Origin of the sequence: Huaxiibacter chinensis (assembly GCF_022171985.1) — a bacterium.
Lineage (GTDB): Bacteria > Pseudomonadota > Gammaproteobacteria > Enterobacterales > Enterobacteriaceae > Enterobacter > Enterobacter chinensis_A.
On sequence record NZ_JAJVHF010000005.1, the window covers coordinates 262,640 to 287,171 of the forward strand.

The following is a 24,532-nucleotide window of genomic DNA, read 5'->3' on the forward strand; positions in this document are numbered from 1 at the left end:
CTCCGATGTCGTTATTTGTGTTTGAGCGTTGTGAAACGGGCCGAAGCCCGCTGGATTAATCTTTATAGATGCTGAAGTATTCACGTGCCGCAATGAGCTGCGCTTTGGTCAGCATAAAGACGCCTTCCCCGCCGTTATCAAACTCAAGCCAGGTGAAAGGCACATCCGGGTACTGCTCCATCAGATGTACCATGCTGTTACCGACTTCACAAATCAGAATACCGTTATCCGTCAGGTAATCCGGCGCACAGGCCAGAATACGACGCGTCAGCTTCAGGCCATCGGTACCTGATGCCAGGCCCAGTTCCGGCTCGTGACGGTACTCATTCGGCAGGTCGGACATATCCTCTGCGTCAACGTACGGTGGATTCGTGACGATCAGGTCGTACTGCACTTTTGGCAGTTCGCGGAACAGATCGGAGCGGATTGGCGTGACATGATGAATCAGGCCGTGCTCTTCGATATTGTGCTCGGTCACGGCCAGCGCATCGGTGGAGATGTCCACGGCGTCCACTTCCGCTTCCGGGTAGGCATACGCACAGGCAATGGCAATACAGCCGCTGCCGGTACACATATCCAGAATATGCTCTGGCTGATGATGAATCAGCCCTTCAAAGTGGTTGTTGATCAGTTCGCCAATCGGCGAGCGCGGCACCAGCACGCGTTCATCAACATAGAATTCGTGACCACAGAACCAGGCTTTGTTGGTGAGATAGGCCACCGGAATGCGCTCGTTCACACGGCGGATGACGCGCTCCACGATGCGGTGCTTTTCACTGGAGGTCAGGCGCGCCGTGCGCATATCTTCCGGTATATCGAGCGGCAGATAAAGCGACGGCAGGACCAGTTGAACGGCCTCGTCCCAGGGATTATCGGTTCCGTGACCGTACCAGATATTGGCGGCGCTAAAGCGGCTGACCGACCAACGCAACATGTCCTGTATGGTATGCAGCTCGTTTACTGCTTCATCGACAAATATTTTATCCACTTTTCCCTCCAGGGCATGCTCGCTTAATTTTCGGCGGCTAGTTTGCCATGAAGACGGGGATAAATCAGCAATGACGCGTGCCGCTTGAGGTTAAAAAATGCGTTTAGTGCGGTACACTGTCGGAAATAAGAGATGAGACTGACCCATGAAGAAGAAAATGCCGCTTACCGAGGAGGATCAAACGCTGTTTCGCCAGCTCATGAGCGGGACGCGGCAAATGAAGCAGGACACCATTGTCCATCGCCCGGCCCGCAAAAAAGTGACCGACGTACCGGTAAAGCGTTTGATTCAGGAACAGGCCGATAACAGCCACTATTTTTCAGACGAATTTCAGCCTCTGCTGAACACACAGGGCGCAGTGAAATATGTTCGGGAAGATGTGAGTCATTTTGAACTGAAGAAGTTGCGCCGTGGTGATTACTCCCCGGAGCTGTTTCTCGATTTGCACGGCCTGACGCAAATGCAGGCGAAACAGGAACTGGGCGCGCTCATTGCCGCCTGCCGTCGGGAGCATGTTTTTTGCACCTGCGTGATGCACGGGCACGGTAAACACATTCTTAAACAGCAAACGCCGTTATGGCTGGCTCAGCATCCTCACGTGATGGCTTTCCATCAGGCACCCAAAGAGTACGGCGGAGATGCCGCGCTGCTGGTGTTGATTGAGGTAGAAGAGTGGCAGCCACCTGAGCTGCCCTGACAGGCTGGCGGGGCAAAGAGATCCCCGCCTGTCGTGCGTCACGTCAGATAGCTTTTGCCATCTTCAAATTACACGGACTCATCTGCCAGTTGAATATCCCTTTGCCTGTCTCGTCAAGAGAGACATTGGCAATGGCAGAGGTCGAGAACATCGGCGGCGTTTCGCCAGGGCACAGTTCTGCGACCAGGTAGCCGACCAGCGGCAGGTGGGAAATCACCAGTGCAGAAGCGACCCCTTCATTGCACAGCGTCTGAAGATAGGCGCTGACCAGGCCGACGTCACCACAGGGGGTGAGTTCAGGAAGGACATCCACGCCTTCTGGCAGGTGCATACATTCCCCCACCACATCCAGTGTCTGTTCAGCACGCAGGAACGGACTCACCAGAACACGTTCAATGTCCACTTTTTGACCTTCTAACCAGGTGGCCATTTGACGGGATTCGTCACAGCCGCAGGTTGTTAAAGGACGAACAGAGTCACTGGCGGCATCGAGTGCCGCGTCACCGTGACGCATGATAAAAACTTGCATATTGCACCGCTTTTGTTAACCAGGAGCATCAGCGCTGACTACCCGCAAACCGTTCGAGGTAGAAAACCTGATGGCCGGGCATTGTGCCTGATCCATTCGGTGAATGAAACGCTGTTTTTTACCTCAGTGGCGTAAGTATAGTCAATAACTGTTTACAAAATCGCCATCAAAGGGTCATTCAACTCAGGATTTACGCTTCTTTGACCTTAACTTACAAGATCAGATTCCTTTGCGGGCCAAAAGGTCTGGCTCCGCTCCGCCATTCGCAATAATGCGTCACAAGGGGTAAACCGTGGACCGTATTGCGTTGCCAGGCGCTGTAAAATCGCCACCACTTCGCTCGTGCCCAGCGTGTCCATATACCGGAATGGACCGCCCAGGAACGGCGGGAAACCAATACCAAACACGGCACCGATATCCCCGTCTCGCGCACTCTTAATGACCTGCTCATCAAAGCAGCGTGCCGCCTCATTGAGCATCATCATGACGCACCGTTCAGCGCACTGCTGCGCCGACAATTTGCCCTGTCCGCTGGCATGAATGAGCCCATAAACCGAAGGGTCAACCTGTTTCTTGCTTTTACGCCCTTTGGCGGCGTAAAGATAGAAACCACGACCATTTTTTCTGCCTTTGCGATCGTCATTCAAAATTGCCGAAACAATGTTTGCAGGCGGGCTAAAACGTTCTCCGTAAGCTGCTTCGAGCACAGGAATAATTTTAGTGCCGGTATCAATTCCCACCTCATCCAAAAGTTGGATTGGACCAACGGGGAAACCAAACTTAACTAAGGCGTTATCGACGTGTTCAATCTTCTCGCCTTCGGTCAACAGCCGCATCGCTTCATTGATATAGGGGGCAAGAACGCGGTTAACGTAAAAACCGGCTTTATCTGCCACTACCACCGGTGTTTTCCCCTGCTTTTTAGCCAGTTTGACCACCGTCGCCACGGTTTGCGCACTGGTTCCGGCATGGGGGATAACCTCTACCAGCGGCATTTTTTCCACCGGGCTGAAGAAGTGCAGACCTATCACCTGCTCAGGGCGTGCTGCGTTGGCCGCGATATCCCCTATCGGCAACGAGGAGGTATTCGACGCAAAAATCGTGTGCGGGGCACAGAATTGCTCAACCTCAGCCACCATTTGCTGTTTGAGTTCCAGCGATTCAAATACGGCTTCAATCACCACATCCCGGTGCTGGAAACCACGGTAATCTGTCGTGCCAGAGATGAGCGCCATCGTGCGATCGCGTTCGCCACTCTTTATATGGCGGCGCTTGACCTTTTGATCAAGCAGTTGCCAGCTATATTGCAACGCGTGATTGATGCCTTTAGGGTTAATGTCTTTGATACGAACCGGCAAGGCGGCTTTACTGGCGGTTACCCAGGCGATGCCACCGCCCATTAATCCTCCCCCCAGCACGCCGACAGAGTGAAGCGGTGCTGGTGCTGCCTCGCTTCCGGGATCTTTTTTGACCTCGGTGCTGGCAAAGAAAATGCTGCGCAACGCACGCGACTCTGGCGTCATCGCCAGCTCACCGAAGGCTTTTGCTTCAGCGGCATATCCGCTGCTGATGCCCTGAGACAGCCCCGTTTCAATGACGTCAAGAATACGTCGCGTCGCAGGATAATTTCCTTTGGTCTTCTGCTCGGTTTTCTTACCCACCCAGTTGAAAAGTAACGAGCGCCCAAGTGGACCGGCCAGAATACGCTCGCGAACCGGTAAGTGTCGGCTTGTCACGCGATCTTTCAACGCCTGCTCAACGGCGGCCTCAAGAAGTATGGCGTGAGGAACAACCTCATCCACCAGGCCTGCTTTTAAAGCCTGACGCGGCCGCAACTGTTTACCCGAGAGGATCATCTCCAGCGCAGTGCTCACCCCTACCAGACGGGGCAGTCGCTGCGTGCCGCCCGAACCGGGAAGCAGGCCTAACTGCACTTCCGGCAAGCCCAGGACCGTTTTTGCATCGTCCGTGCAGATTCGGCTATGGCACGCCAGCGCCAGCTCCAGACCGCCCCCCAGACAGGCGCCATGGATCGCAGCGATCACCGGGATCGGCAGGCTGTGGATCTCCGCCATAATCTGCTGCCCCTGGCGGGCGAGATCTTCGGCCTCTTGCGCATTTTTCGCGCGGGCGATCATGTTGATATCAGCCCCGGCGATAAAGTTATCCGGTTTTCCCGAAATAAAGACCACTCCCCGAATCGATTTATTCTCGCGAATTTGTTTCACAATCGCGCGGACCTGAGAACCAAATTCGGCCTTCAGCGTGTTCATTTTTTCGTCAGGGACATCGACGGTCACAACGGCCACGTTGTCGAGGCGGACATGTAAAGTAAATGCAGAATTCAGTTCCATTATTCAGCCTCCAGGACCATTGCCGCGCCCAGGCCGCCGGCAGCACACGCCGTGACCAGGCCAAAACCGCCGCCGCGACGGCGAAGTTCATGCAGCGTTTGGGTGATCATACGCGCGCCCGTGGCGGCGAAAGGATGCCCGTAGGCAATTGATCCGCCCAGCACGTTAAATTTGCTGTCATCCACTTCACCGGTGGCGTGTTGGCGACCAAGTACGTCGCGGGCAAAGCGTTCACTTGCCAGCAGCTGCAGGTTTGCCAGCGTTTGTGCGGCAAAGGCTTCATGCATATCAATCAAGGTTAAATCAGCAAGCGTGAGCCCGGCGCGCTCAAGCGCCAGCGGCGTAGACCAGGCAGGCCCCAGCAGCATGTCCTGCCAGACATCAATGGCGGTGAAGGCGTAGCTGCGCAGATAACCCAGCGGTTTCAGCCCCAGTTCGCGCGCGCGGGATTCGGTCATCAGGATCACCGCAGCCGCACCATCTGTCAGAGGCGTACTGTTCGCGGCGGTCACGGTACCGTGTTGACGATCAAAAGCGGGACGCAGCCTGGCGTAGTCGGCCAGCGTAGAAGTGCCACGAATGTTGTTATCTTCCGCGAAGGGCTCGCGATACGGGGGGATATAGGCGGTCATCACTTCGTCAGCGAGTTTCCCTTCCGACCAGGCCTGAGCGGCACGCTGGTGCGAGCGATGTGCCAGTGCATCCTGTTGTTCACGCGTAATGCCGTAGGTTTTCGCCATCTGCTCGGCGGTGTCGCCCATCCGCAGCCCGGTGGAATATTCCGCCACAGCGGGTGGCACGGGAGCAAGATCCTGCAGGCGAAGCCGGGAGAAGAGTTTGATTTTTTGTCCCAGGGTCCGGGCCTTATTCACGTCCACCAGCACGCGCGCCAGCTTTTTACTGACGCCAATAGGCAGCACGGAAGAGGAGTCTGCGCCGCCGGCAATGCCTGCACGGATGGTCCCTGCCATCAGACTTTCGGCGACATTGGCCACAGCCTGGAAACTGGTCGCACAGGCGCGACTGACGCTGTAGGCATCGGTATGCACATTCATACCGGTACCCAGCACAATTTCACGGGCAATATTGGGCGCAGCAGGCATCTGCACCACCTGCCCAAAAACTAATTGTTCGATAACTTCGGGAGGTATTTCGCTGCGAGCCAGCATCTCCCCGACGACCATTTTCCCCAGATCAATGGCCGGTATTCCGTGGAACGCCGTTGCCTGACGCGCAAACGGCGTACGCAATCCACTGACAATGGCAATGCGGTCGCCCTGACGGGTGACAAGCGGTAGTGCCTGACTCATAACGCTCCCCTGTGTATAGCAAATATGCAAAGTGGTCTGACCTGATAATAGTCTTAACCATTTTTTTACATTCAGCCAATGAGGGAAGCGAAAAATTGCGAGCTAAAACACAGAGAACAAAAAGAAAACGCCTCCGGAGGACGGAGGCGTTGCAGGCAGGATTAACGCAGACCGAGCTGGAAAATCAGCGTTTCGGCTTCACAGGCAAAGACGAAGTCAATATCAAGCTGAACGCCGCCCTCTACGTCAGTAAAGGTCGATTTGATGTCACAGGGTTCAGATTCGACATCACGCGCACGTTTAGTCAGTGCGGCCAGGGTCTCTTCGGCTTCTGCACGATTGGTAAAAACGCGGCTGTAAGACGCGGTGCAATCGGTGTTGTCCATAATGGTGCCAACATCCATACAGCAGCAAACCGGGGTTTCATCAGCACTGCATTTACTCATAGCTCAATTTCCTCTGTATTCGCGTTCAACGCGAGATAGACACGATAGGGCTATTTTACGCTCCTGCTCAGAGCCTCTCCAGTCGTTAATGAGGCAGAAGGAGATAAGTGACCAATATCACACTAAAAAATGATCCAGAACAAAAATCACCCTTTTTGATGAGCGGCAGTGGTCGCATTTTTGCCACGCAGATCCCGTTTCGTAAAACATGTTTGAAAAACTTAAGAAACAAACTTGCAACATCACATCTGGTCCGACCTATACTCTCGCCACTGGTCTGATTTCTAAGTGTTACCACAGACCCTACACTTCGCGCTCCTGTTACTACGTGTAACAATTATTGAATAAAAATAACTCAATGAGGTTATGGTCATGAGCCAGAAAACCCTGTTTAACAAGACTGCGCTGGCAGTCGCAGTGGCACTCGTATCAACGTCCGCCTGGTCAGCGGGCTTCCAGCTTAATGAGTTCTCCTCTTCTGGCCTTGGCCGTGCTTATTCCGGTGAAGGTGCTATTGCCGACGACGCAGGCAATGTCAGCCGTAACCCGGCATTGATTACCATGTTTGATCGTCCGACATTCTCCGCCGGCGCTATTTTTGTCGATCCCGATGTAGATATCTCTGGACGTTCACCTACCGGCGCAAGCCTGGGCGCAAAAAATATTGCCCCGACTGCGTGGGTCCCTAACATGCACTTTGTCGCGCCAATTAACGATCAGTTTGGTTGGGGCGCATCCGTGACCTCCAACTATGGTCTGGCGACCGAATTCAATAACAACTATGCCGCGGGCGCTTACGGCGGCACGACCGACCTGGAAACGCTGAACCTTAACCTGAGCGGTGCGTATCGTCTTGACAGCCACTGGAGCTTCGGTGTGGGCTTCGATGCGGTTTACGCAAGAGCGAAAATTGAGCGCTATGCCGGTGACCTGGGCAAGATCGTTGCGGGCTCTGGTGCTCTGCCGCCTGCACTGGCAGGACAAGTTGCCCAGATTCCAGGCGACACGCAAATTGCCTATCTGAAGGGTGACGAGTGGGGCTTCGGCTGGAACGCCGGTATCCTGTATGAAATTGATAAGAATAACCGCTACGGCTTTACCTACCGTTCAGAAGTTAAAATCGACTTCGACGGCGACTATAAGAGCGGCCTGCCATCCGCCTATAATCAGATTTTGGGTAATTTTGGCTTACCTTCAGGCACCAATGGTCGTACAACGGGCGGTTCTCTGACGCTGAACCTGCCTGAAATGTGGGAGCTGTCCGGTTACAACCGCGTTGCACCACAATGGGCCGTTCACTATAGCCTGACCTACACCAGCTGGAGCCAGTTCCAGGAGCTGAAGGCCACCAACAGCAATGGCGATACTCTCTTTCAGAAAGATGAGAATTTCCGCGACGCTTACCGTATCGCGCTGGGTACAACCTATTATATGGATGACAACTGGACGTTCCGTACCGGTATTGCCTTCGATGATAGCCCGGTCCCGGCTGACAAACGTTCCATCTCCATTCCGGATCAGGACCGTTTCTGGCTGAGCGCAGGCGCCACCTACGCCTTCAATAAAGATGCTTCTATTGATGCCGGTGTCTCTTATATGCACGGCCAAAAAGTCACCTTCCAGGAAGGCCCGTATGAATTCTCTTCAGAAGGGAAAGCCTGGCTGTACGGCATGAACTTCAACTACGCGTTCTAATATTCTCCGCATTAAAAAAGGTGAGCATTTGCTCACCTTTTTTCTTTATTCTGCGTCTATTTCTGATAGCTCGTTTTTAATTGCTTTTGCGTTCGGGTTATCTTCCGGTTTCAGCTTACCGCCGTTGGCAATAAAGTCATGGTTCTGGAAGTACGCTTCACGCACCAGGATATACGGGTCAGAAGACTGGCGCAGCAGGCCGTCTGAATCCAGCAGCTGAGCACGAGTCTCAATCCCTTCTACCGTCCATTTACCAACCGACAACGGCCAGGTGAGCCACGAGAGCACCGGATAGAGGGTATCGACCATGTCGCCGCCATCATCACGTACGGTAAAGCTGCCGTAGAACGGTAAATGCACATACGGGCCATAGCCCACGCCGTAATGACCCAGCGTGCTGCCGAAACGGTGCGGCTGCTCACGCTGCAGTTTAGGGTTTGCCATACCGGCAACATCGATAAAGCCGCCCATCCCCAGCAGAGTGTTCAGGAAGAAACGGGTGAAATGCACCATACCCTGATACGGATCGCCCTGCAGGAAGAAGTTCGCCATTACTGCCGGCTCTTCCAGGTTGCTGGTGAAGTTGCTCAGACCATTGCGCGCAGGTTGCGGAACGTAGTCACGCCAGGCCACGGCAACGGGACGGACCAAATACGGATCCAGCACGTTGTAGTTGAAGCTATACATGCTGCGGTTGAATCCTTCCAGAGGATCGGAGCGCCCCGTTTGCTCGCCGGAGCTGGCGCAGCCCACAAGCAACGTTGACCCCAGCGCAAGCGCCGACAGCCGAAGTTTCATAGTATTCTCCCTGTTAAGTATGGCTATCGTTGATTGCCATCCGGGGCGAGGCGTCAGCCGCCTCGCCGAAAACATGCAAGTGATTGTAACAGCACGTTTCCGGATGTCCACGCACGCAATGAAGCGCGGAATGCGTCTTCATCTTCTCTCAGCATAGCCTGGCTTTATTCATTCGTTTCGCGCCCAAGTCTAACGTTTGTATAAAAAGGTTGTATCGCCTTTATTGCCATTGCGCAGAAAAATAAGAGTTTACCGCCTGGAAACTTCGACAGACCCGCTACGCTTAACAGGATAACACTTGCGTGGAGAAGCTTAATGGACGATTTAAAAGACGAGAAACTCGACCAGCACACTGATGAGATCGAGGTAGAGAGCGAAGAAAAAGAGAGTGGTAAAGAGATAGAGGTAGACGAAGAGCGCCTTCCTTCGCGGGCAATGGCTATCCACGAGCATATCCGCCAGGACGGTGAAAAGGAGCTTGAACGCGATGCCATGGCTCTTCTGTGGTCAGCCATTGCCGCAGGCCTGTCCATGGGCGCGTCGCTGCTGGCGAAGGGTATTTTTCACGTGCATCTGGAGGGGATTCCGGGGGCATTTATTCTGGAGAGCCTGGGCTATACCTTCGGTTTTATCATCGTCATTATGGCCCGTCAGCAGCTGTTTACAGAGAACACGGTCACCGCCGTGCTTCCGGTGATGCAAAGCCCTACGTGGGGCAATTTTGGTCTGCTAATGCGCCTGTGGGGCGTGGTGTTGCTCGGTAACCTGATCGGCACAGGCATTGCCGCCTGGGCCTTTGAATATATGCCGATATTTGATGAAGCTACCCGCGATGCGTTCGTGACGATTGGTATGGAGGTGATGAAAAACACGCCCATCGAGATGTTCTCTAATGCCATTATCTCGGGCTGGATTATTGCCACCATGGTCTGGATGTTCCCGTCTGCGGGTTCCGCCAAAATCGTGGTCATTATTTTAATGACATGGCTGATAGCACTTGCCGATACCACCCATATCGTCGTGGGCACGGTAGAAATACTCTATCTGGTCTTTAACGGTACATTGCACTGGACCGACTTTTTCTGGCCGTTTGCGCTGCCAACGCTTGCCGGCAACATCTGCGGCGGGACCTTCATATTTGCGCTTTTAAGCCATGCGCAAATCCGCAACGACATGTCCAATAAGCGTAAAGCGGAGCTGAAAGCGAAAGAAAACAACCCGCAAACCAACGGGATAAAAGAAAATAAATCCTCCTGAATGACGACTCTTTAACCAGTCGGGCGGCAAGGCGCTTAACGTAAGCGATGAAAAACGTTATACTCTTGCCGCTTCGTCCCCTTAGTTAAATGGATATAACGAGCCCCTCCTAAGGGCTAGTTGCAGGTTCGATTCCTGCAGGGGACACCATCGCGCATTTCACCCTTCCTCTTGCTTAAATTCCATTATTGTCAACGAGTTATTCAGACGCGTACGGTTCTTCCTGCCGGCATCCACTCATCCCTGAACTGGCACAAAGAGGCCCTTAACAGGTATAATCTTGCACAACATTTGACTGACGCCAGAAACGAAGATGACAAAGCTAACATTACAAGAGCAGATGCTCAAAGCGGGACTAGTCAGCAGTAAAAAGCTGGCAAAAGTGCAGAAAACCACCAAAAAATCCCGCGTACAGGCGCGTGAGGCAAGAGAAGCGGTGGAGATCAACAAGCAGGCTCAGCTGGAGCGTGACAAGCAGTTAAGTGAACAGCAAAAACAGGCTGCCTTAACCAAAGAGTATAAAGCCCAGATCAAACAGCTGATCGAAATGAATCGCATCACCGTGTCAAAAGGCGACATTGGTTATAACTTCACAGACAATAATCTGATAAAAAAAATCTATGTCGATAAAGTCACGCAGTCGCAATTAATCAATGGCCGCCTCGCCATTGCGCGTCTGGTTACGCATAACGCCAGTGAAAGCGAATATGCGATTATTCCTTCCGTTGTGGCAAATAAAATTGCCCAACGTGATGCCAGCTATATTGTCGTTAGCGCTGAACTCAGTGAACAAGCGCAGGATGAAGAAGATCCTTATGCCGATTTTGTCGTGCCTGACGATCTGATGTGGTAATGACTGTTAACCGGGACACGAACCTCTGCTTCGTGACCGGCCACGCTCTGGCAGTGGGCTCTTCCACTGCCGTCCTCTTTCGCGCTTGACGCGTCCTCACACTGACCTTTGTCAGCCAACGAATGGAGTCCCTCTTGAAAACCTTATTCATCCTCAGCCTGTTGACCTTATTCAGCACCTCTTCTTTTGCTGCTACGGCGATAAAACTCTCCTGTTCATTGCGTAAAAACGTCATCATTTCCAGTTTTAAATACCACCTCAGCACCATGAAATGGGGCGATCATTTTCAAATTGCCTCTGGCGTTCGGCATGCTAAAACGCAGGATAATATTCCCTTTCTGGTCACCCGCTTTAAAAATGGCGATAACCTCATTGAGTTTGAAAAGTCGCAGGAATATTTTATGGTTTATGCTGACAGCGAAACGCCCGATCGCTGTTATCTGAAAGAGACCTTTACTTACGATATTATCGATTTGCCGCGTTATCACAAACCGCAAATAACCACATCGTAAGTAACGTCATTAATTCTCTCTGCAAACACCTGGGGGCTAAACAGTCATTACCCACTTATAAAGCCCCCGCGCCTGTTTTCCCGGCAGAAAAATTGTCATTTGCCTGTGATGTAAGAGCAATCTGGCAGCGCTATACTCACTTGATATGCTACAAAAAGTAGTCGTAGCACAGAGTCTGTAAGGATGTTACAGTACGCAGCCCACCCTGCGTTGGCTGTGGTCTGGCAACGCCGTAAAGATCGGTAAAGCCTGAAACCACGACCCCGAACTGCGGTCTTCATCTTCATACTGTAGCGCTTCGTTTGCGTTACCTGTTCAGGTTTTACATAGGTCCTATAACTTGTCTCAATCCAAATTTGAACGTGATTTTCTTCATCCACGTTACTGGCTAACATGGTTTGGCGTTGGCCTTCTCTGGTTACTTGTCCAGATGCCCTACCCAGCACTGCTTTTCTTTGGTTCTAAATTAGGCACCGCATCACGCCCGTTCCTCAAACGTCGTGAATCCATTGCCCGACGAAATCTCGAACTCTGCTTCCCCGATCAAAATCCGCAAGAACACGAAAAACTGATCGCAGAAAACTTTAAATCCCTTGGCATGGGTTTACTCGAGACCGGCATGGCATGGTTCTGGCCCGATGAACGCGTGCGTAAATGGTTTGATGTTGAGGGGCTGGACAACCTGAAACAGGCACAGGCAAAAAACCGCGGCGTTATTGTCGTCGGGGTCCATTTTATGTCTCTGGAACTGGGTGGCCGCGTGATGGGACTATGCCAGCCCATGATGGCAACCTACCGCCCCCATAACAACGCCCTGATGGAGTGGGTACAAACACGCGGCAGGATGCGGTCGAATAAAGCGATGATCAGCCGCAATAACCTGCGCGGACTGGTTGGCGCCTTGAAAAAAGGGGAAGCCGTCTGGTTCGCCCCCGATCAGGATTACGGGCGTAAAGGCAGTAGCTTTGCCCCCTTCTTCGCCGTCAACAATGTGGCGACCACCAACGGCACCTTTGTCATTTCTCGTCTGTCAAAAGCGGCTATGCTCACCGTCACCATGGTGAGGAAAACGGATAAATCGGGTTATCGCCTCTATATCACGCCGGAAATGCATAACTATCCGGATGAAGAGCAGGCGGCAGCCGCCTACATTAACAACGTGATCGAGAAAGAAATCATGCGTGCCCCGGAGCAGTATTTGTGGGTGCATCGTCGCTTCAAAACGCGCCCGCCCGGTGAACCCTCCCTCTATCTGTAATGTTAATTTAAGGTTAGTTTCGCCAGGAAACTAACCTTATCAAACACCTGCATATCGTCAACGCCTCTCTTCCTGACTCGTCGCTCAAATGATATTTATTGCGTACCGAAACAAAACTGTCGCCGTTCCACGACACTCGTAAGTATCAGAAATTATTTAAAAAAATGACACTTGTCACCCTATAAAATTAAGCGTACATTAGCGCCGTCTGGCAATGGGATGCACAGAATTCTGAGCGGGCGTCGGCGGCATCACGGGATAATTCTTATTTCCGTTTGAGCCCGACTTCAACTCTCTATACTCAGTTGGACTCTGTTTTTAAATGCGTGTCCTGAGATGCGCGGAGCGATGAAAAGTGAAATATTTCTTTATGGGCGTTTCGGTCATTGTTTTAGTTTGGGCCGGTACCTTTGCCCTGATGATCTGAGCGAAGAAAAGACAGTTTAAAAACAGGAGCCATTGGCTCCTGTTTTTTTATGCAGATTCGGCAGGATTTTTCTTTTCTGAAGGGAGCAGCCCGTCGGCACGGAACATGCCCTTAATGCCTCTGACCGCCTGGCGGATGCGGTCGCTGTTTTCGATTAAGGCAAAACGGACATGCGTATCGCCATATTCGCCAAAACCGACCCCGGGTGAGACACAGACTTTGGCGTCCTGCAGGAGTTTTTTTGCAAACTCCAGCGATCCCATCGCCGCATAGGGTTCAGGAATTTTGGCCCAGACGTACATCGAGGCCTTAGGGATCTCTACCATCCATCCCGCTTCATGTAACCCTTTGACCAGCACGTCACGGCGACGCTTATACTGTGCAGCGATATCGTGAACACACTGCTGATCGCCTTCCAGCGCGGCAATCGCCGCCACCTGCAGTGGCGTAAAGGTGCCGTAGTCATGATAGCTTTTGATGCGCGCCAGCGCGTTCACCAGCGTTTTATTCCCCACCATGAATCCGATACGCCAGCCAGCCATGTTGTAGCTTTTAGAGAGCGTAAAAAACTCGACGGCCACATCACGTGCGCCGGGAACCTGCATAATGGACGGCGCTTTCCAGCCATCGTATACGATGTCCGCATAGGCAAGATCGTGTACCACCAGCACATCATAGCGCTTCGCCAGCGCGACCACCTTCTCGAAGAACTCCAGCTCAACGCACTGCGCCGTGGGGTTCGACGGGAAGCCCAGGATCATCATCTTCGGTTTTGGATAGCTTTCGCGGATAGCGCGTTCCAGCTCGTTGAAGAAGTCAACGCCCTGCACCAGCGGAACAGAACGGACCTGGGCGCCCGCAATCACGGCACCGTAGATATGAATGGGGTAGCTTGGATTGGGCACCAGCACCGTATCGCCGTGGTCCAAGGTTGCCAGCATCAGGTGCGCCAGCCCCTCTTTGGAACCAATGGTGACAATGGCTTCCGTTTCGGGGTCGATATCCACCTGATAACGATCCTGATACCAGCGGGAGATAGCGCGACGCAGACGCGGTATTCCGCGTGACGTCGAATAACCGTGCGTATCCGGTCGCTGGGCCACCGTGCAGAGTTTTTCAACAATATGCGGTGGCGTAGGACCATCGGGATTACCCATGCTGAAATCAATAATGTCTTCGCCGCGCCGACGCGCAGCCATTTTGAGTTCAGCCGTGATATTGAAAACATAAGGGGGAAGACGATCGATACGCGTAAAACGGCGTTCAGGACTGGATTCAGCCATACATTCCTCTGTGAGACGTTAGCGCCCGGACCGTCCGAGCGACGCTGCCACGTGTGTGGCGTGTTTAGAAAATAACCTGAACAAAATCGTGCTGTCGAGAGGAAAAATTAAAAATTGTGGGCTGAATAAAACCGGAACCCGCCAGCGTGAAAAAGCGGAAGCGAAAAAGGGAATGCGGTAATATTTTAACATCATGATATCAATGCAGTTACAGCGGTAACCTTTCTCCCTCCCCTGGCCCGACAGGACGGTTAAACTGGTCAATCCCCTTTGCAAATTATGGTTTTTCCCCGTTTCATAAAAAACTATGATGTCTGGTCATCTGGCGCCAGGTTTTTTATCATAGGTTTTTCCCGTCGCTTCAGGTCTCCCCGTGCACGAAATATTCGATATGCTGCTGGCTGTTTTTGATCGTGCAGCATTAATGCTCATTTGCCTGTTCTTTCTGATCCGTATCCGGCTCTTTCGTGAGCTTCTGCATAAATCGGCGCACTCTCCGCGCGAACTGCTGGCCGTAACCGCCATCTTTTCACTGTTTGCGCTGTTCAGTACCTGGTCCGGCGTACCGGTAGAAGGATCGCTGGTTAACGTACGCATTATCGCGGTGATGTCGGGCGGGATTTTGTTTGGCCCCTGGGTGGGGATCATCACCGGCCTCATTGCGGGTACGCATCGCTATTTAATCGATATCGGGGGCGTGACTGCCGTTCCGTGTTTTATCACCAGCATCATCGCGGGCATTCTCTCCGGCTGGATTAACCGTAAAATACCGAAAAAACAGCACTGGAAAGTGGGCATTGCGGCGGGGATGCTGTGTGAGACGCTCACCATGATCCTCGTCGTGGCCTGGGCACCCACCACCGCGCTGGGGCTGGATATCGTCTCCAAAATTGGCATTCCGATGATCGTGGGGAGCGTCTGCATCGGTTTTATCGTCTTGCTGGTGCAAAGCGTGGAAGGGGAAAAAGAGGCCATCGCTGCGCGTCAGGCAAAGCTGGCGCTCGATATTGCCAACAAAACATTGCCGCTGTTTCGCCACGTGAATGCTGAATCCCTGCGCCAGGTCTGCAACATTATCCGCCGCGATATCCATGCGGACGCAGTGGCCATCACTAACATTGATCATGTGTTGGCCTATGTCGGCGTGGGCGAACATAACTATCGGGACAACGATGACACCGTCAGCCCCACCACCCGCCAGGCGCTTCGCTACGGTAAAATAATCATTAAAAACAATGATGAAGCGCACCGCACACCGGAGATCCACTCGATGCTGGTGATCCCGCTTTGGGAGAAAGGGGTCGTTACCGGCACGCTAAAAATCTATTACTGCCACGCGCACCAGATCACCTCCTCTCTTCAGGAGATGGCGGTAGGATTGTCGCAGATTATCTCGACGCAGCTTGAGGTCTCCCGCGCCGAGCAACTGCGGGAAATGGCAAATAAGGCTGAGTTGCGCGCCCTGCAAAGTAAAATTAATCCTCATTTTCTATTTAACGCCCTCAATGCAATTTCGTCATCCATTCGCATGAATCCGGATACTGCCCGCCAGCTTATTTATAATTTGTCGCGTTACCTGCGCTATAACATTGAACTGAAAGATGACGAGCAGATCGACATCAAAAAAGAGCTGTATCAGATAAAAGATTACATCGCCATTGAACAGGCGCGCTTCGGCGACAAGCTGACGGTGATCTACGATATTGATGAAGAGGTAAACTGCGTGATCCCAAGCCTGCTGATTCAGCCGCTGGTCGAGAACGCAATCGTTCATGGTATCCAGCCCTGTAAGGGCAAAGGCGTGGTCACCATCAGTATTGCAGAGAGCGGTAATCGCGTGCGTGTTTCAGTGCGTGATACCGGACACGGTATCGATCCCGCGGTCATTGCCCGCGTGGAGTCCAATGAAATGCCGGGGAATAAAATTGGCCTGCTCAATGTCCATCATCGCGTGAAGCTGCTCTACGGCGAGGGGCTGCATATTCGCCGTCTCGAGCCGGGAACGGAAATCACGTTTTATGTCCCAAATGAACGGTCTCCCGTTCCTGCGCAGACGCTGTTGTTGCCATAAGTACGGAGTGACGCATGAAAGTCATCATTGTGGAAGATGAATTCCTCGCCCAACAGGAGCTGAGCTGGCTGATAAAAACCCACAGCCAGATGGAGATTGTAGGCACGTTTGAAGACGGGCTGGATGTGTTGAAGTTTTTGCAGCACAACCGGGTTGACGCCATTTTTCTGGACATCAATATCCCGTCTCTTGACGGGGTACTGCTGGCGCAAAACATCAATCAGTTTGCCCATAAGCCTTTTATCGTGTTTGTTACCGCCTGGAAGGAGCATGCCGTTGAAGCCTTTGAACTCGAGGCTTTCGACTATATTCTGAAGCCATATCAGGAGTCGCGTATCGTCACCATGCTGCAAAAGCTGGAGCTGGCGTGGCAGCAACAAAATAGTCCGCAGCAAAGCGCCACTCATGCCACCACCCGGGAAAATGACACCCTGAACCTGGTGAAGGACGAACGTATTATCGTGACGCCCATGGACGATATTTACTATGCCGAAGCGCACGAGAAAATGACCTTCGTCTATACGCGTCGTGAATCCTATGTGATGCCGATGAATATCACCGAATTTTGCAGCAAACTGCCCGCCTCACACTTTTTCCGCTGTCACCGTTCATTTTGCGTCAATCTCAACAAGATCCGCGAAATCGAGCCGTGGTTTAACAACACCTACATTTTACGCCTGAAGGATCTGGATTTTCAGGTGCCGGTGAGTCGCAGTCGGGTCAAGGAATTCAGGCAGTTGATGCATCTGTAACCCCCGATGGCGAGGGTTACAGCAAATCAGAGCACCTGTCCCAGCGTCTGGCGCAGGTGCGCGCCAGAGCCCAGAAGGCCCGGATTATCATGCACGATCAGGTAGACAGGAATATCCTGTACGTAGGCCTTAAAGCGCCCTTTGTCTTCGAAGCCCCCGCGGAAGCCCGACGCTTTAAAGAATTCGAGGAAGCGAGGGACGATGCCCCCGGCAATATACACCCCACCAAAGGTGCCCAGGTTCAACGCCAGGTTACCGCCAAAGCGGCCCATGATGACGCAGAAGAGCGACAGCGCGCGACGGCAGTCGATACAGCTATCGGCAAGCGCACGCTCGGTGACATCTTTTGGCTGCAGATTTTCCGGCAGACGCCCGTCCGACTTCACAATCGCGCGATACAAATAGACTAAACCCGGCCCCGACAGGACGCGTTCGGCAGAGACATGGCCCAGTTCGGCGCGCAGTTCCTGCAGGATGATGCCCTCTTCTTCGCTGTTAGGTGCGAAATCGACGTGCCCCCCTTCTCCCGGCAGGCTGATCCAGCGTTTGTCTACATGCACCAGATGCGACACCCCGAGGCCCGTACCGGCACCATAGACCGCAATGGGTTTGCCATCCACCGGTTTATCGCCGCCAAACTGGATTAAATGCTCCGGTTTCAGCATGGGAATAGCCATAGAAACGGCGGTAAAGTCATTGATGATTTCGAGATGGGCAAAACCCAGGTTCTTTTTCATTTCAGCAATAGAAAATGCCCAGGTGTGGTTCGTCATCGCGACCCAGTCACCGGTAATCGGGCAGGCGATGGCAATGCATCCATCCTCTACGCTCGCGTTGTGCTCATCCAGATAGACGCGCACGACCGCTTCCAGGCTGGGATAATCAAGCCCGGAGTAGGTTTTCGCCTGGGAGATTTCCCCACTCGCCACATCACAGAGTGCCAGCCTGGCATTGGTGCCACCGACATCACCTACTAAAGCATACTTTGTCATTCTTCTACTGCTCCGCTAAAGTCAGAATAAATCTTTGGGACACTGTAAATTCAAGGCGTGATAACAACAACGACCTGAAGGTGAATGCCCCAGAATTATCGATCATGGTCACAGAATCACTTTACCGTTTCAGCACCTTTTGCACTATTGCCGTCAAACTGAATGTGCAAAGTCACATCATTGCTTTTGTACAAGGAAATCATCATGCTCCATCCGCGCGCCAGGACCATGTTGCTGTTAGCGCTCCCTGCGTTGATCATTGGTATCGCCTCCAGCCTGATTTTGATTGTGGTAATGAAAGTCGCGTCAACGTTGCAGACGTTGCTCTGGACCTCCCTTCCGTTACAGCTCGGCGTCCGTTTTGACTCGCCTGCCTGGATTATCCTGATGCTAACCCTCACCGGCGTGGTGGTGGGGCTGGTGATTCGCTTCAGTCCAGGACATGCTGGCCCCGATCCGGCACTGGAACCGTTGATTGGTGCGCCCGTCGCGCCCTCGGCACTGCCCGGGCTTATCATTGCGTTGATTGTCGGTCTGGCCGGTGGCGTCAGTCTGGGTCCTGAACATCCGATCATGGCGGTGAATATCGCCCTTGCGGTCTATATCGGCTCGCGACTGCTTCCTCGCGTGGGCATGCTGGACTGGACGGTTCTCGCGTCGGCGGGCACCATCGGCGCGCTGTTTGGTACGCCTGTCGCCGCTGCGCTGATTTTTTCTCAGACCCTGAGCGGTAACCAGGACGTTCCCCTGTGGGATCGCCTTTTTGCTCCGCTGATGGCGGCGGCGGCCGGCGCGCTGACCACGAGCCTGTTTTTCCATCCTCACTTTTCGCTGCCGATTCCGCACTACGGCCAGATGCAGATTGCCGATATTTTCAGCGGAGCCATCGTGGTGGCGATTGCGATTGCGCTGGGCATGGTTGCGGTATGGTGTTTGCCCCGTCTGCATCGTCTGGTCCATAAGCTGAAACATCCGGTGCTGATCCTTGGCGTGGGAGGGTTCCTGCTGGGTATTCTCGGTGCCATCGGGGGGCCTATCACCCTGTTTAAAGGGCTGGACGAGATGCAGCAGATGGCTTTTAGCCAGATCTTCAGCGTGTCCGATTACCTCTTGTTTGCCATCGTCAAACTGGCTGCCGTCGTGGTAGCGGCAGCGTGCGGTTTTCGCGGCGGGCGAATATTCCCGGCAGTATTTATCGGCGTGGCGTTAGGCCTGATGTTGCATGAGCACGTTGATGCGGTTCCCGCCGCGATTACCGTCTCCTGTTCGATTCTGGGGCTGGTGCTGGTGGTGACCCGGGATGCGTGGCTGAGCCTGTTTATGGCAGCCGCCGTGGTGCCAGATACCACGCTGCTCCCCCTGCTCTGCATTGTGATGCTGCCCGCCTGGCTCCTGCTGGCGGGCAAGCCGATGTTAATGGCCTGGCGAAACGATAAATAATCAGGCGCTGTTACGCGCTTCCAGCGCCGTGGTAATGGCGCTTAAAAGCGGCGGAATGTCATCTTTCGGCAGCATGACTTCAATCAGAGAAAGTCGGTCATGATGGGCGACTTTCTCCAGCACCTCTGCCAGCTGTACCGTCTCGCTGACCCGCCAGCATTGCGCCTGACAGTCCTGGCTCAACGCGTTCGGTACCTGCGTCCAGTTCCATAGCGCGATATCGTTATAGCGCTGCGTTGCCCCATGGATCGCACGCTCGACGGTGTAACCTTCGTTGTTCAAGACCAGAATAACCGGGCGCTGGCCGTCGCGCAGCATGGACCCCATCTCCTGAATAGTCAGCTGCGCAGCTCCGTCCCCCGTCAGGACAATCACCCGCCGCTGTGGGCAGGCCGTCTGGGCGCCATAGGCCGCCGCCAGCGTATAACCAATCGATCCCCAAAGCGGCTGAACGATAAAGTTGACGTCCGCAGGCAGACGCAGCGCTGCCGCGCCAAACGCCGACGTGCCTTGATCCGCCAGAATGATATCGCCGGGGCGTATAAAGGTTTGCAACGTTTTCCAGAAATTATCCTGCGTCAGGCGCCCCTGGTGATAATCAAACGCCACCTCACCGGGCCGCGCTACGTTTTTATCCTTAACGTGCACTTTGCACAGCTCAGACAAGATTGCCACCGCCTGCGTCATCGGGATGCCGGTAAACCATCTGTCGCCGACACGGGCCGCATGGGGCTGGACTTCAATGGTCTGCCTGGCCGTAAGCTTGTGGGTAAAGCCTGCGGTCAGGGTATCGGTAAATCGTGTGCCGACACAGACAACGGTATCAGCCTGTTCGATGGCCTCTTTTACGGCGTCGTTACTGGCCGAACCGCTGTAGGTTCCGTTAAAGCCCGGCAGCCGCTCGTCAAAGAGACCTTTCCCCATCAGCATCGTGGCGTGCGCCATGGGCGTCTCAGTGACCCACTCCTGAAGTTGCGCTTTAAGACCATAGCGCAACGCGAGAAAATCGGCGAGCAGAGCGACACGTCCGCTTTGCGTCAGACGTTTTTCCGCCGCCTCGCGGAAGGCGTTCAGACAGGCCGTATCGTCGGACGCGGCATGATACGTGAGAGCGCTTACAGGGGGAGTGGCAGGTTTTTTTGCCACATCCGCGGGCAGCATAAGGTAACCGGGACGCCGCTCGCGCAGCATAACGGAGAGAACCCGGTCAATTTCATAGCAGGCATTTTGTTCGGTGAGAATGGCCTGCGCTGCGGTGATGGGCTCGCTCATATGGTAAAAGTGTCGAAACTCGCCGTCTCCCAGAGTGTGGTGCAGCAACTCCCCTTTTTGCTGCGCAGCGGTACCCGGCGCGCCCACGATATGCAGGACGGGAACATACTCAGCAAAGCTCCCGGCGATACCGTTCATAGCGCTCAGTTCACCCACGCCAAAGGTCGTCAGCAAGGCGGCAAACCCGTTGCAACGGGCATATCCGTCTGCGGCATAGGCCGCATTCAGCTCATTGGCGCAGCCCACCCATCCGATCGTTTTACTCTCAATGACGTGGTCGAGAAACTGTAAATTATAATCACCCGGAACGCCGAACAGATGCCCGGCACCGCAGTGTGACAGACGCTCGAGTAAGTAATCGGCGACGCAATATGGGGTTCGCATAACAGGTGTCCTTCTGACGTTAAACTCATCTTGAGTATTAAAGAAGCGTGATACCTGTCCAGAAAAGGCGAAAAGTAGAGAGTGGAACGAATGCTTTACGAGAAAGTGTGTATTAATCTGATGTCCAAAGCGTGCGTGTAAGCGTATACACTGCAGATTAACTTTTACGTCAGAGGTCACCAGTATGGTTTTCAAGGCGGACAAAAATCGTTACGAGACAATGCAATATCGTCGTTGTGGTCAGAGCGGGCTTAAGCTCCCTGCCGTTTCTCTGGGTCTGTGGCATAACTTTGGTGACACCACCCTCATTGACAACAGTCGTCAACTTTTACAACGTGCTTTTGAACTGGGCATCACCCATTTTGACCTTGCGAACAACTATGGCCCACCGCCGGGATCGGCAGAATCCAACTTCGGTCGCATTTTTAAAGAGGACTTTGCCTCGTACCGAGACGAGTTAATTATCTCGACCAAAGCGGGCTATACAATGTGGGATGGCCCCTATGGCGACTGGGGATCGCGCAAATACCTGATTGCCAGCCTCGACCAAAGCCTTAAGCGCATGGGTCTGGAGTATGTCGACATCTTCTATCATCATCGTCCCGATCCGGACACGCCGCTGAAAGAGACCATGAAAGCCCTCGATCAGATAGTGCGTCAGGGGAAAGCCCTGTACGTCGGCTTATCTAACTACTCCGCAACGCAAACACGCGAGGCGACGGCAATTCTGGAGGATCTGGGCACGCCTTGCCTGATTCATCAGCCGAAGTACTCGATGTTTGAACGGGGTCCGGAAGAGGGATTACTGTCTGTTCTGGATGAAAAAGGCGTGGGCTGTATTCCCTTCTCCCCGCTAGCAGGCGGCCAGCTGACCGACCGTTATCTGAATGGCATCCCGGCGGATTCCCGAGCGGCGAGCGGCAGCAAGTTCCTTAATCCGGACCAGATTACGGATGCGAAACTGGCGAAGGTTCGACAGCTGAATGCCCTGGCAGAAAACCGGGGACAAAAGCTCTCTCAAATGGCGCTGGCGTGGGTCCTGCGTCACAACACCGTGGCGTCCGTTCTGATCGGGGCCAGTAAAACGGCGCAGATTGACGATGCCGTTGCCATGTTGAAAAACAGTGAGTTCACGGCGGATGAACTGAAGAGAATCGACACGATTCTCAATAGCTCAAATTAAGCGCGTTTTTAGCAAAAAGTGCTCCCCTCCATGAATTAGGAGTTGAGGCGATTATACGGGGCTTTACCGCCCCGTAATATTGCGTTAACAGGCCTTTTACGGCCCCGATCGTGAAGGAGAATAAAAATGTTCAGGTCACTGATTCTGACAGCGGTATTACTGGCTACAGCAGCACCGCTGGTCACTAATGCTGGCGAGATCACCCTGTTGCCATCCATCAAATTACAGATTGGCGATCGTGATAATTATGGTAACTACTGGGACGGCGGCGGCTGGCGCGACCGCGATTACTGGCGTCGTCATTACGAATGGCGTAATGACCGCTGGTGGAGACATGACAATGGTCGCCACCGTGGCTGGGACAACCGCAAGGCCTATGAACGCGGTTATCGTGAAGGCTGGAGCGACCGGGACGATCGCCGTGGGCATCGTGGTCACGGACACGGACATGGTCACGGCGGGCATCATCGCTAAATTTAATAAACGCTATTCAAAAAGGAGCCCCAGGGCTCCTTTTTCATTTATAACCCCAGGAGAGTGCCGACCAGCAGCCAGAGGTTGAGTGCCACCACCAGGACCACAATTAACCAACCAAGGCGTCTTACGCGGGTTGAGTTAACCAGATCCCCCATCAGCGTTGGGTTGCTGGTAAAAATCAGCAGCGGCACCAGCGCCAGCGCAATACCAAAACTCAGTAAGACCTGGCTCATCACCAGAATCCGGGTCGGATCCAGCCCCATCAGAATCACGATGAACGACGGCAGCATGGTGACCGAACGACGTACCCACAGCGGAATGTGGAATCGCACAAAACCCTGCATCACAACCTGCCCCGCCAGCGTCCCTACCACCGTGGAAGAGAGGCCCGCAGCAACCAGGCTAAGCCCAAAAATCGTCGCCGCCGCATGGCTCAGCAGCGGTTCAAGCGTCAGATAAGCCTGATCCAGGTCGGCAACACCCGTATGCCCATTGAAATGGAACGCAGCGGCAGCGGTCGCCATCATCGCCAGGTTAACAAAACCGGCGATGGTCATCGCGATAGCCACATCCCATTTCGTCGCTGAATAGCGCTCCTGTCGGGATCCGTCATGCTGATTCTGCGTCAGCGAAGAGTGCAGATAGATCACATGCGGCATGATTGTCGCCCCTAACACCCCGGCGGCAAGAAATACCGCTTCGGTTGTCGGCAAGGCTGGGATGACCATTCCTTTACCCAGCTGCACCAGATTGGGTTGCGAAAAGACCAGCTCGACGATATACGCAGCCGCCACAAAAAGCAGCAGGCCGCCAATAACCAGCTCAAGGGGTTTTTGCCCGCGACGCTGGAGCATTAATATCAGGAAGGTGGCGATACCGGTCAGTACAGCCCCCTGGAGCAGGGAAACGCCCAGGATCAACTTGAAACCAATCGCCGCCCCAATAAATTCGGCCAGATCGGTTGCCATGGCGATGATTTCGGCCTGCACCCAATAAAACCAGACGACGGGGCGTGGATAATGTTCCCGAATTTGCTCTGCCAGGTTTCGGCCCGTCGCAATACCCAGCTTGGCAGAGAGTACCTGGATCAGCATCGCCATCAGGTTTGCCCAGACGACCACCCACAGCAATTTATAGCCGAAGCTGGCTCCTGCCTGAATATTCGTCGCAAAGTTACCTGGATCGATATAGCCAATAGCCGCAATGAATGCAGGTCCCATTAATGCAAAGCGCAACTTGCGCGCGGCTCTGCCACTGCTACCCTCTACGCGACTGTTTGTCATTTCTGCCTCTGTAAATATAGCCTTTGCTATGTTTCATGCTATCAAAATGAGAATGATTATCAAGATCATTTAAATGGTTGTTGTTGATTTCTCTGATAGCCTGGAACAATAGATCGGGCGGGAATGCTGAATGACGTCACGGCGGTGAAATCATACACATTTGTGAAGCGTAGCACACAAACTTAACTTTTCACTCATTTACCTAACATAACAAAAATGTATTGTTGATCACTATTTTTGAGACTCGTCACAGGATGTAACTATAGTGTGG

22 protein-coding genes and 1 tRNA gene are annotated in these 24,532 nt (G+C 53.4%); 13 read left to right on the forward strand and 10 right to left on the reverse strand.

Annotated features, from left to right (window positions below; genetic code table 11):
- Positions 1-55 precede the first annotated feature (55 nt).
- On the reverse strand, positions 56-988 hold the full coding sequence (prmB, locus tag LZP96_RS14545) for a 50S ribosomal protein L3 N(5)-glutamine methyltransferase (protein ID WP_064326882.1): 933 nt from the start codon (positions 986-988) through the stop codon (positions 56-58).
- Positions 989-1,133: 145 nt separating this feature from the next.
- Here prmB and smrB point away from each other — a divergent pair, with 145 nt between their 5' ends.
- Positions 1,134-1,685 (forward strand): endonuclease SmrB, encoded by a 552-nt coding sequence (smrB, locus tag LZP96_RS14550; RefSeq protein WP_064326883.1) that lies wholly within the window; start codon positions 1,134-1,136, stop codon positions 1,683-1,685.
- 43 nt (positions 1,686-1,728) lie between these two features.
- On the opposite strand, the gene sixA is transcribed toward smrB, so the two are convergent.
- The 4 genes from sixA to LZP96_RS14570 form a co-directional block, all read right to left on the reverse strand.
- Positions 1,729-2,214: a phosphohistidine phosphatase SixA gene (gene sixA, locus LZP96_RS14555; RefSeq protein WP_064326884.1), complete on the reverse strand. Its 486-nt coding sequence runs from the start codon at positions 2,212-2,214 to the stop codon at positions 1,729-1,731.
- Positions 2,215-2,420: 206 nt separating this feature from the next.
- The gene (gene fadJ / locus LZP96_RS14560; protein WP_064326885.1) at positions 2,421-4,568 is read right to left on the reverse strand and encodes a fatty acid oxidation complex subunit alpha FadJ; all 2,148 of its coding nucleotides are present in this window, start codon (positions 4,566-4,568) and stop codon (positions 2,421-2,423) included.
- Positions 4,568-5,878 carry an acetyl-CoA C-acyltransferase FadI gene (fadI, locus tag LZP96_RS14565; RefSeq protein ID WP_064326886.1) on the reverse strand — a complete coding sequence of 437 codons (1,311 nt, stop codon included), beginning with the start codon at positions 5,876-5,878 and terminating at the stop codon, positions 4,568-4,570. Before fadI ends, fadJ begins: the two co-directional genes overlap by 1 nt.
- A 161-nt stretch (positions 5,879-6,039) precedes the next feature.
- Positions 6,040-6,324, reverse strand: coding sequence for a YfcZ/YiiS family protein (locus LZP96_RS14570; protein WP_064326887.1), 285 nt, complete (start codon positions 6,322-6,324; stop codon positions 6,040-6,042).
- Between the two features lie 366 nt (positions 6,325-6,690).
- Between LZP96_RS14570 and fadL the strand changes: the two genes are divergently transcribed.
- Positions 6,691-8,019 (forward strand): long-chain fatty acid transporter FadL, encoded by a 1,329-nt coding sequence (fadL, locus tag LZP96_RS14575; RefSeq protein ID WP_064326888.1) that lies wholly within the window; start codon positions 6,691-6,693, stop codon positions 8,017-8,019.
- A 45-nt stretch (positions 8,020-8,064) separates the two neighbouring features.
- On the opposite strand, the gene mlaA is transcribed toward fadL, so the two are convergent.
- Positions 8,065-8,817 carry a phospholipid-binding lipoprotein MlaA gene (mlaA, locus tag LZP96_RS14580; protein WP_258926128.1) on the reverse strand — a complete coding sequence of 251 codons (753 nt, stop codon included), beginning with the start codon at positions 8,815-8,817 and terminating at the stop codon, positions 8,065-8,067.
- A gap of 315 nt (positions 8,818-9,132) precedes the next feature.
- Between mlaA and LZP96_RS14585 the strand changes: the two genes are divergently transcribed.
- The 6 genes from LZP96_RS14585 (at position 9,133) to ypdK (ending at position 13,124) form a co-directional block, all read left to right on the forward strand.
- A complete protein-coding gene (locus tag LZP96_RS14585) occupies positions 9,133-10,074 on the forward strand; it encodes a formate/nitrite transporter family protein (protein ID WP_064326890.1) in 942 nt (313 codons plus the stop codon).
- Between the two features lie 75 nt (positions 10,075-10,149).
- Positions 10,150-10,224 (forward strand) — tRNA-Arg (locus tag LZP96_RS14590).
- A gap of 163 nt (positions 10,225-10,387) precedes the next feature.
- Complete coding sequence (locus tag LZP96_RS14595; protein WP_064326891.1) at positions 10,388-10,927, forward strand: DUF2058 domain-containing protein; 540 nt, start codon at positions 10,388-10,390, stop codon at positions 10,925-10,927.
- Positions 10,928-11,061: 134 nt separating this feature from the next.
- Positions 11,062-11,439: a hypothetical protein gene (locus tag LZP96_RS14600; protein WP_232462948.1), complete on the forward strand. Its 378-nt coding sequence runs from the start codon at positions 11,062-11,064 to the stop codon at positions 11,437-11,439.
- Positions 11,440-11,779: 340 nt separating this feature from the next.
- Complete coding sequence (lpxP, locus tag LZP96_RS14605) at positions 11,780-12,697, forward strand: kdo(2)-lipid IV(A) palmitoleoyltransferase (protein ID WP_064326893.1); 918 nt, start codon at positions 11,780-11,782, stop codon at positions 12,695-12,697.
- Positions 12,698-13,052: 355 nt separating this feature from the next.
- Positions 13,053-13,124, forward strand: a complete 72-nt coding sequence (ypdK, locus tag LZP96_RS24225) for a membrane protein YpdK (RefSeq protein ID WP_157685374.1) — start codon at positions 13,053-13,055, stop codon at positions 13,122-13,124.
- A 47-nt stretch (positions 13,125-13,171) separates the two neighbouring features.
- Here the strand turns inward: ypdK and alaC are convergent, their stop codons facing one another.
- On the reverse strand, positions 13,172-14,407 hold the full coding sequence (alaC, locus tag LZP96_RS14610) for an alanine transaminase (RefSeq protein ID WP_064326894.1): 1,236 nt from the start codon (positions 14,405-14,407) through the stop codon (positions 13,172-13,174).
- Between the two features lie 373 nt (positions 14,408-14,780).
- Between alaC and LZP96_RS14615 the strand changes: the two genes are divergently transcribed.
- A complete protein-coding gene (locus LZP96_RS14615; RefSeq protein ID WP_258926129.1) occupies positions 14,781-16,478 on the forward strand; it encodes a sensor histidine kinase in 1,698 nt (565 codons plus the stop codon).
- Positions 16,479-16,492: 14 nt separating this feature from the next.
- Entirely contained in the window at positions 16,493-17,230 is a 738-nt protein-coding gene (locus LZP96_RS14620; RefSeq protein ID WP_064326896.1) for a LytR/AlgR family response regulator transcription factor, read from the forward strand.
- Positions 17,231-17,256: 26 nt separating this feature from the next.
- On the opposite strand, the gene glk is transcribed toward LZP96_RS14620, so the two are convergent.
- The gene (glk, locus tag LZP96_RS14625; protein ID WP_064326897.1) at positions 17,257-18,222 is read right to left on the reverse strand and encodes a glucokinase; all 966 of its coding nucleotides are present in this window, start codon (positions 18,220-18,222) and stop codon (positions 17,257-17,259) included.
- 204 nt (positions 18,223-18,426) lie between these two features.
- On the opposite strand from glk, the gene LZP96_RS14630 reads away from it, so the two are divergent.
- Positions 18,427-19,662, forward strand: a complete 1,236-nt coding sequence (locus tag LZP96_RS14630) for an ion channel protein (protein WP_064326898.1) — start codon at positions 18,427-18,429, stop codon at positions 19,660-19,662.
- On the opposite strand, the gene ipdC is transcribed toward LZP96_RS14630, so the two are convergent.
- A complete protein-coding gene (ipdC, locus tag LZP96_RS14635; RefSeq protein WP_064326899.1) occupies positions 19,663-21,318 on the reverse strand; it encodes an indolepyruvate decarboxylase in 1,656 nt (551 codons plus the stop codon).
- Positions 21,319-21,502: 184 nt separating this feature from the next.
- Between ipdC and mgrA the strand changes: the two genes are divergently transcribed.
- Positions 21,503-22,501: an L-glyceraldehyde 3-phosphate reductase gene (gene mgrA, locus LZP96_RS14640; protein ID WP_064326900.1), complete on the forward strand. Its 999-nt coding sequence runs from the start codon at positions 21,503-21,505 to the stop codon at positions 22,499-22,501.
- A gap of 126 nt (positions 22,502-22,627) precedes the next feature.
- Positions 22,628-22,975 (forward strand): DUF2502 domain-containing protein, encoded by a 348-nt coding sequence (locus tag LZP96_RS14645; protein ID WP_258926130.1) that lies wholly within the window; start codon positions 22,628-22,630, stop codon positions 22,973-22,975.
- Between the two features lie 47 nt (positions 22,976-23,022).
- Here the strand turns inward: LZP96_RS14645 and LZP96_RS14650 are convergent, their stop codons facing one another.
- Positions 23,023-24,261, reverse strand: coding sequence for an Nramp family divalent metal transporter (locus LZP96_RS14650; protein ID WP_064326902.1), 1,239 nt, complete (start codon positions 24,259-24,261; stop codon positions 23,023-23,025).
- Positions 24,262-24,532 lie beyond the last annotated feature (271 nt).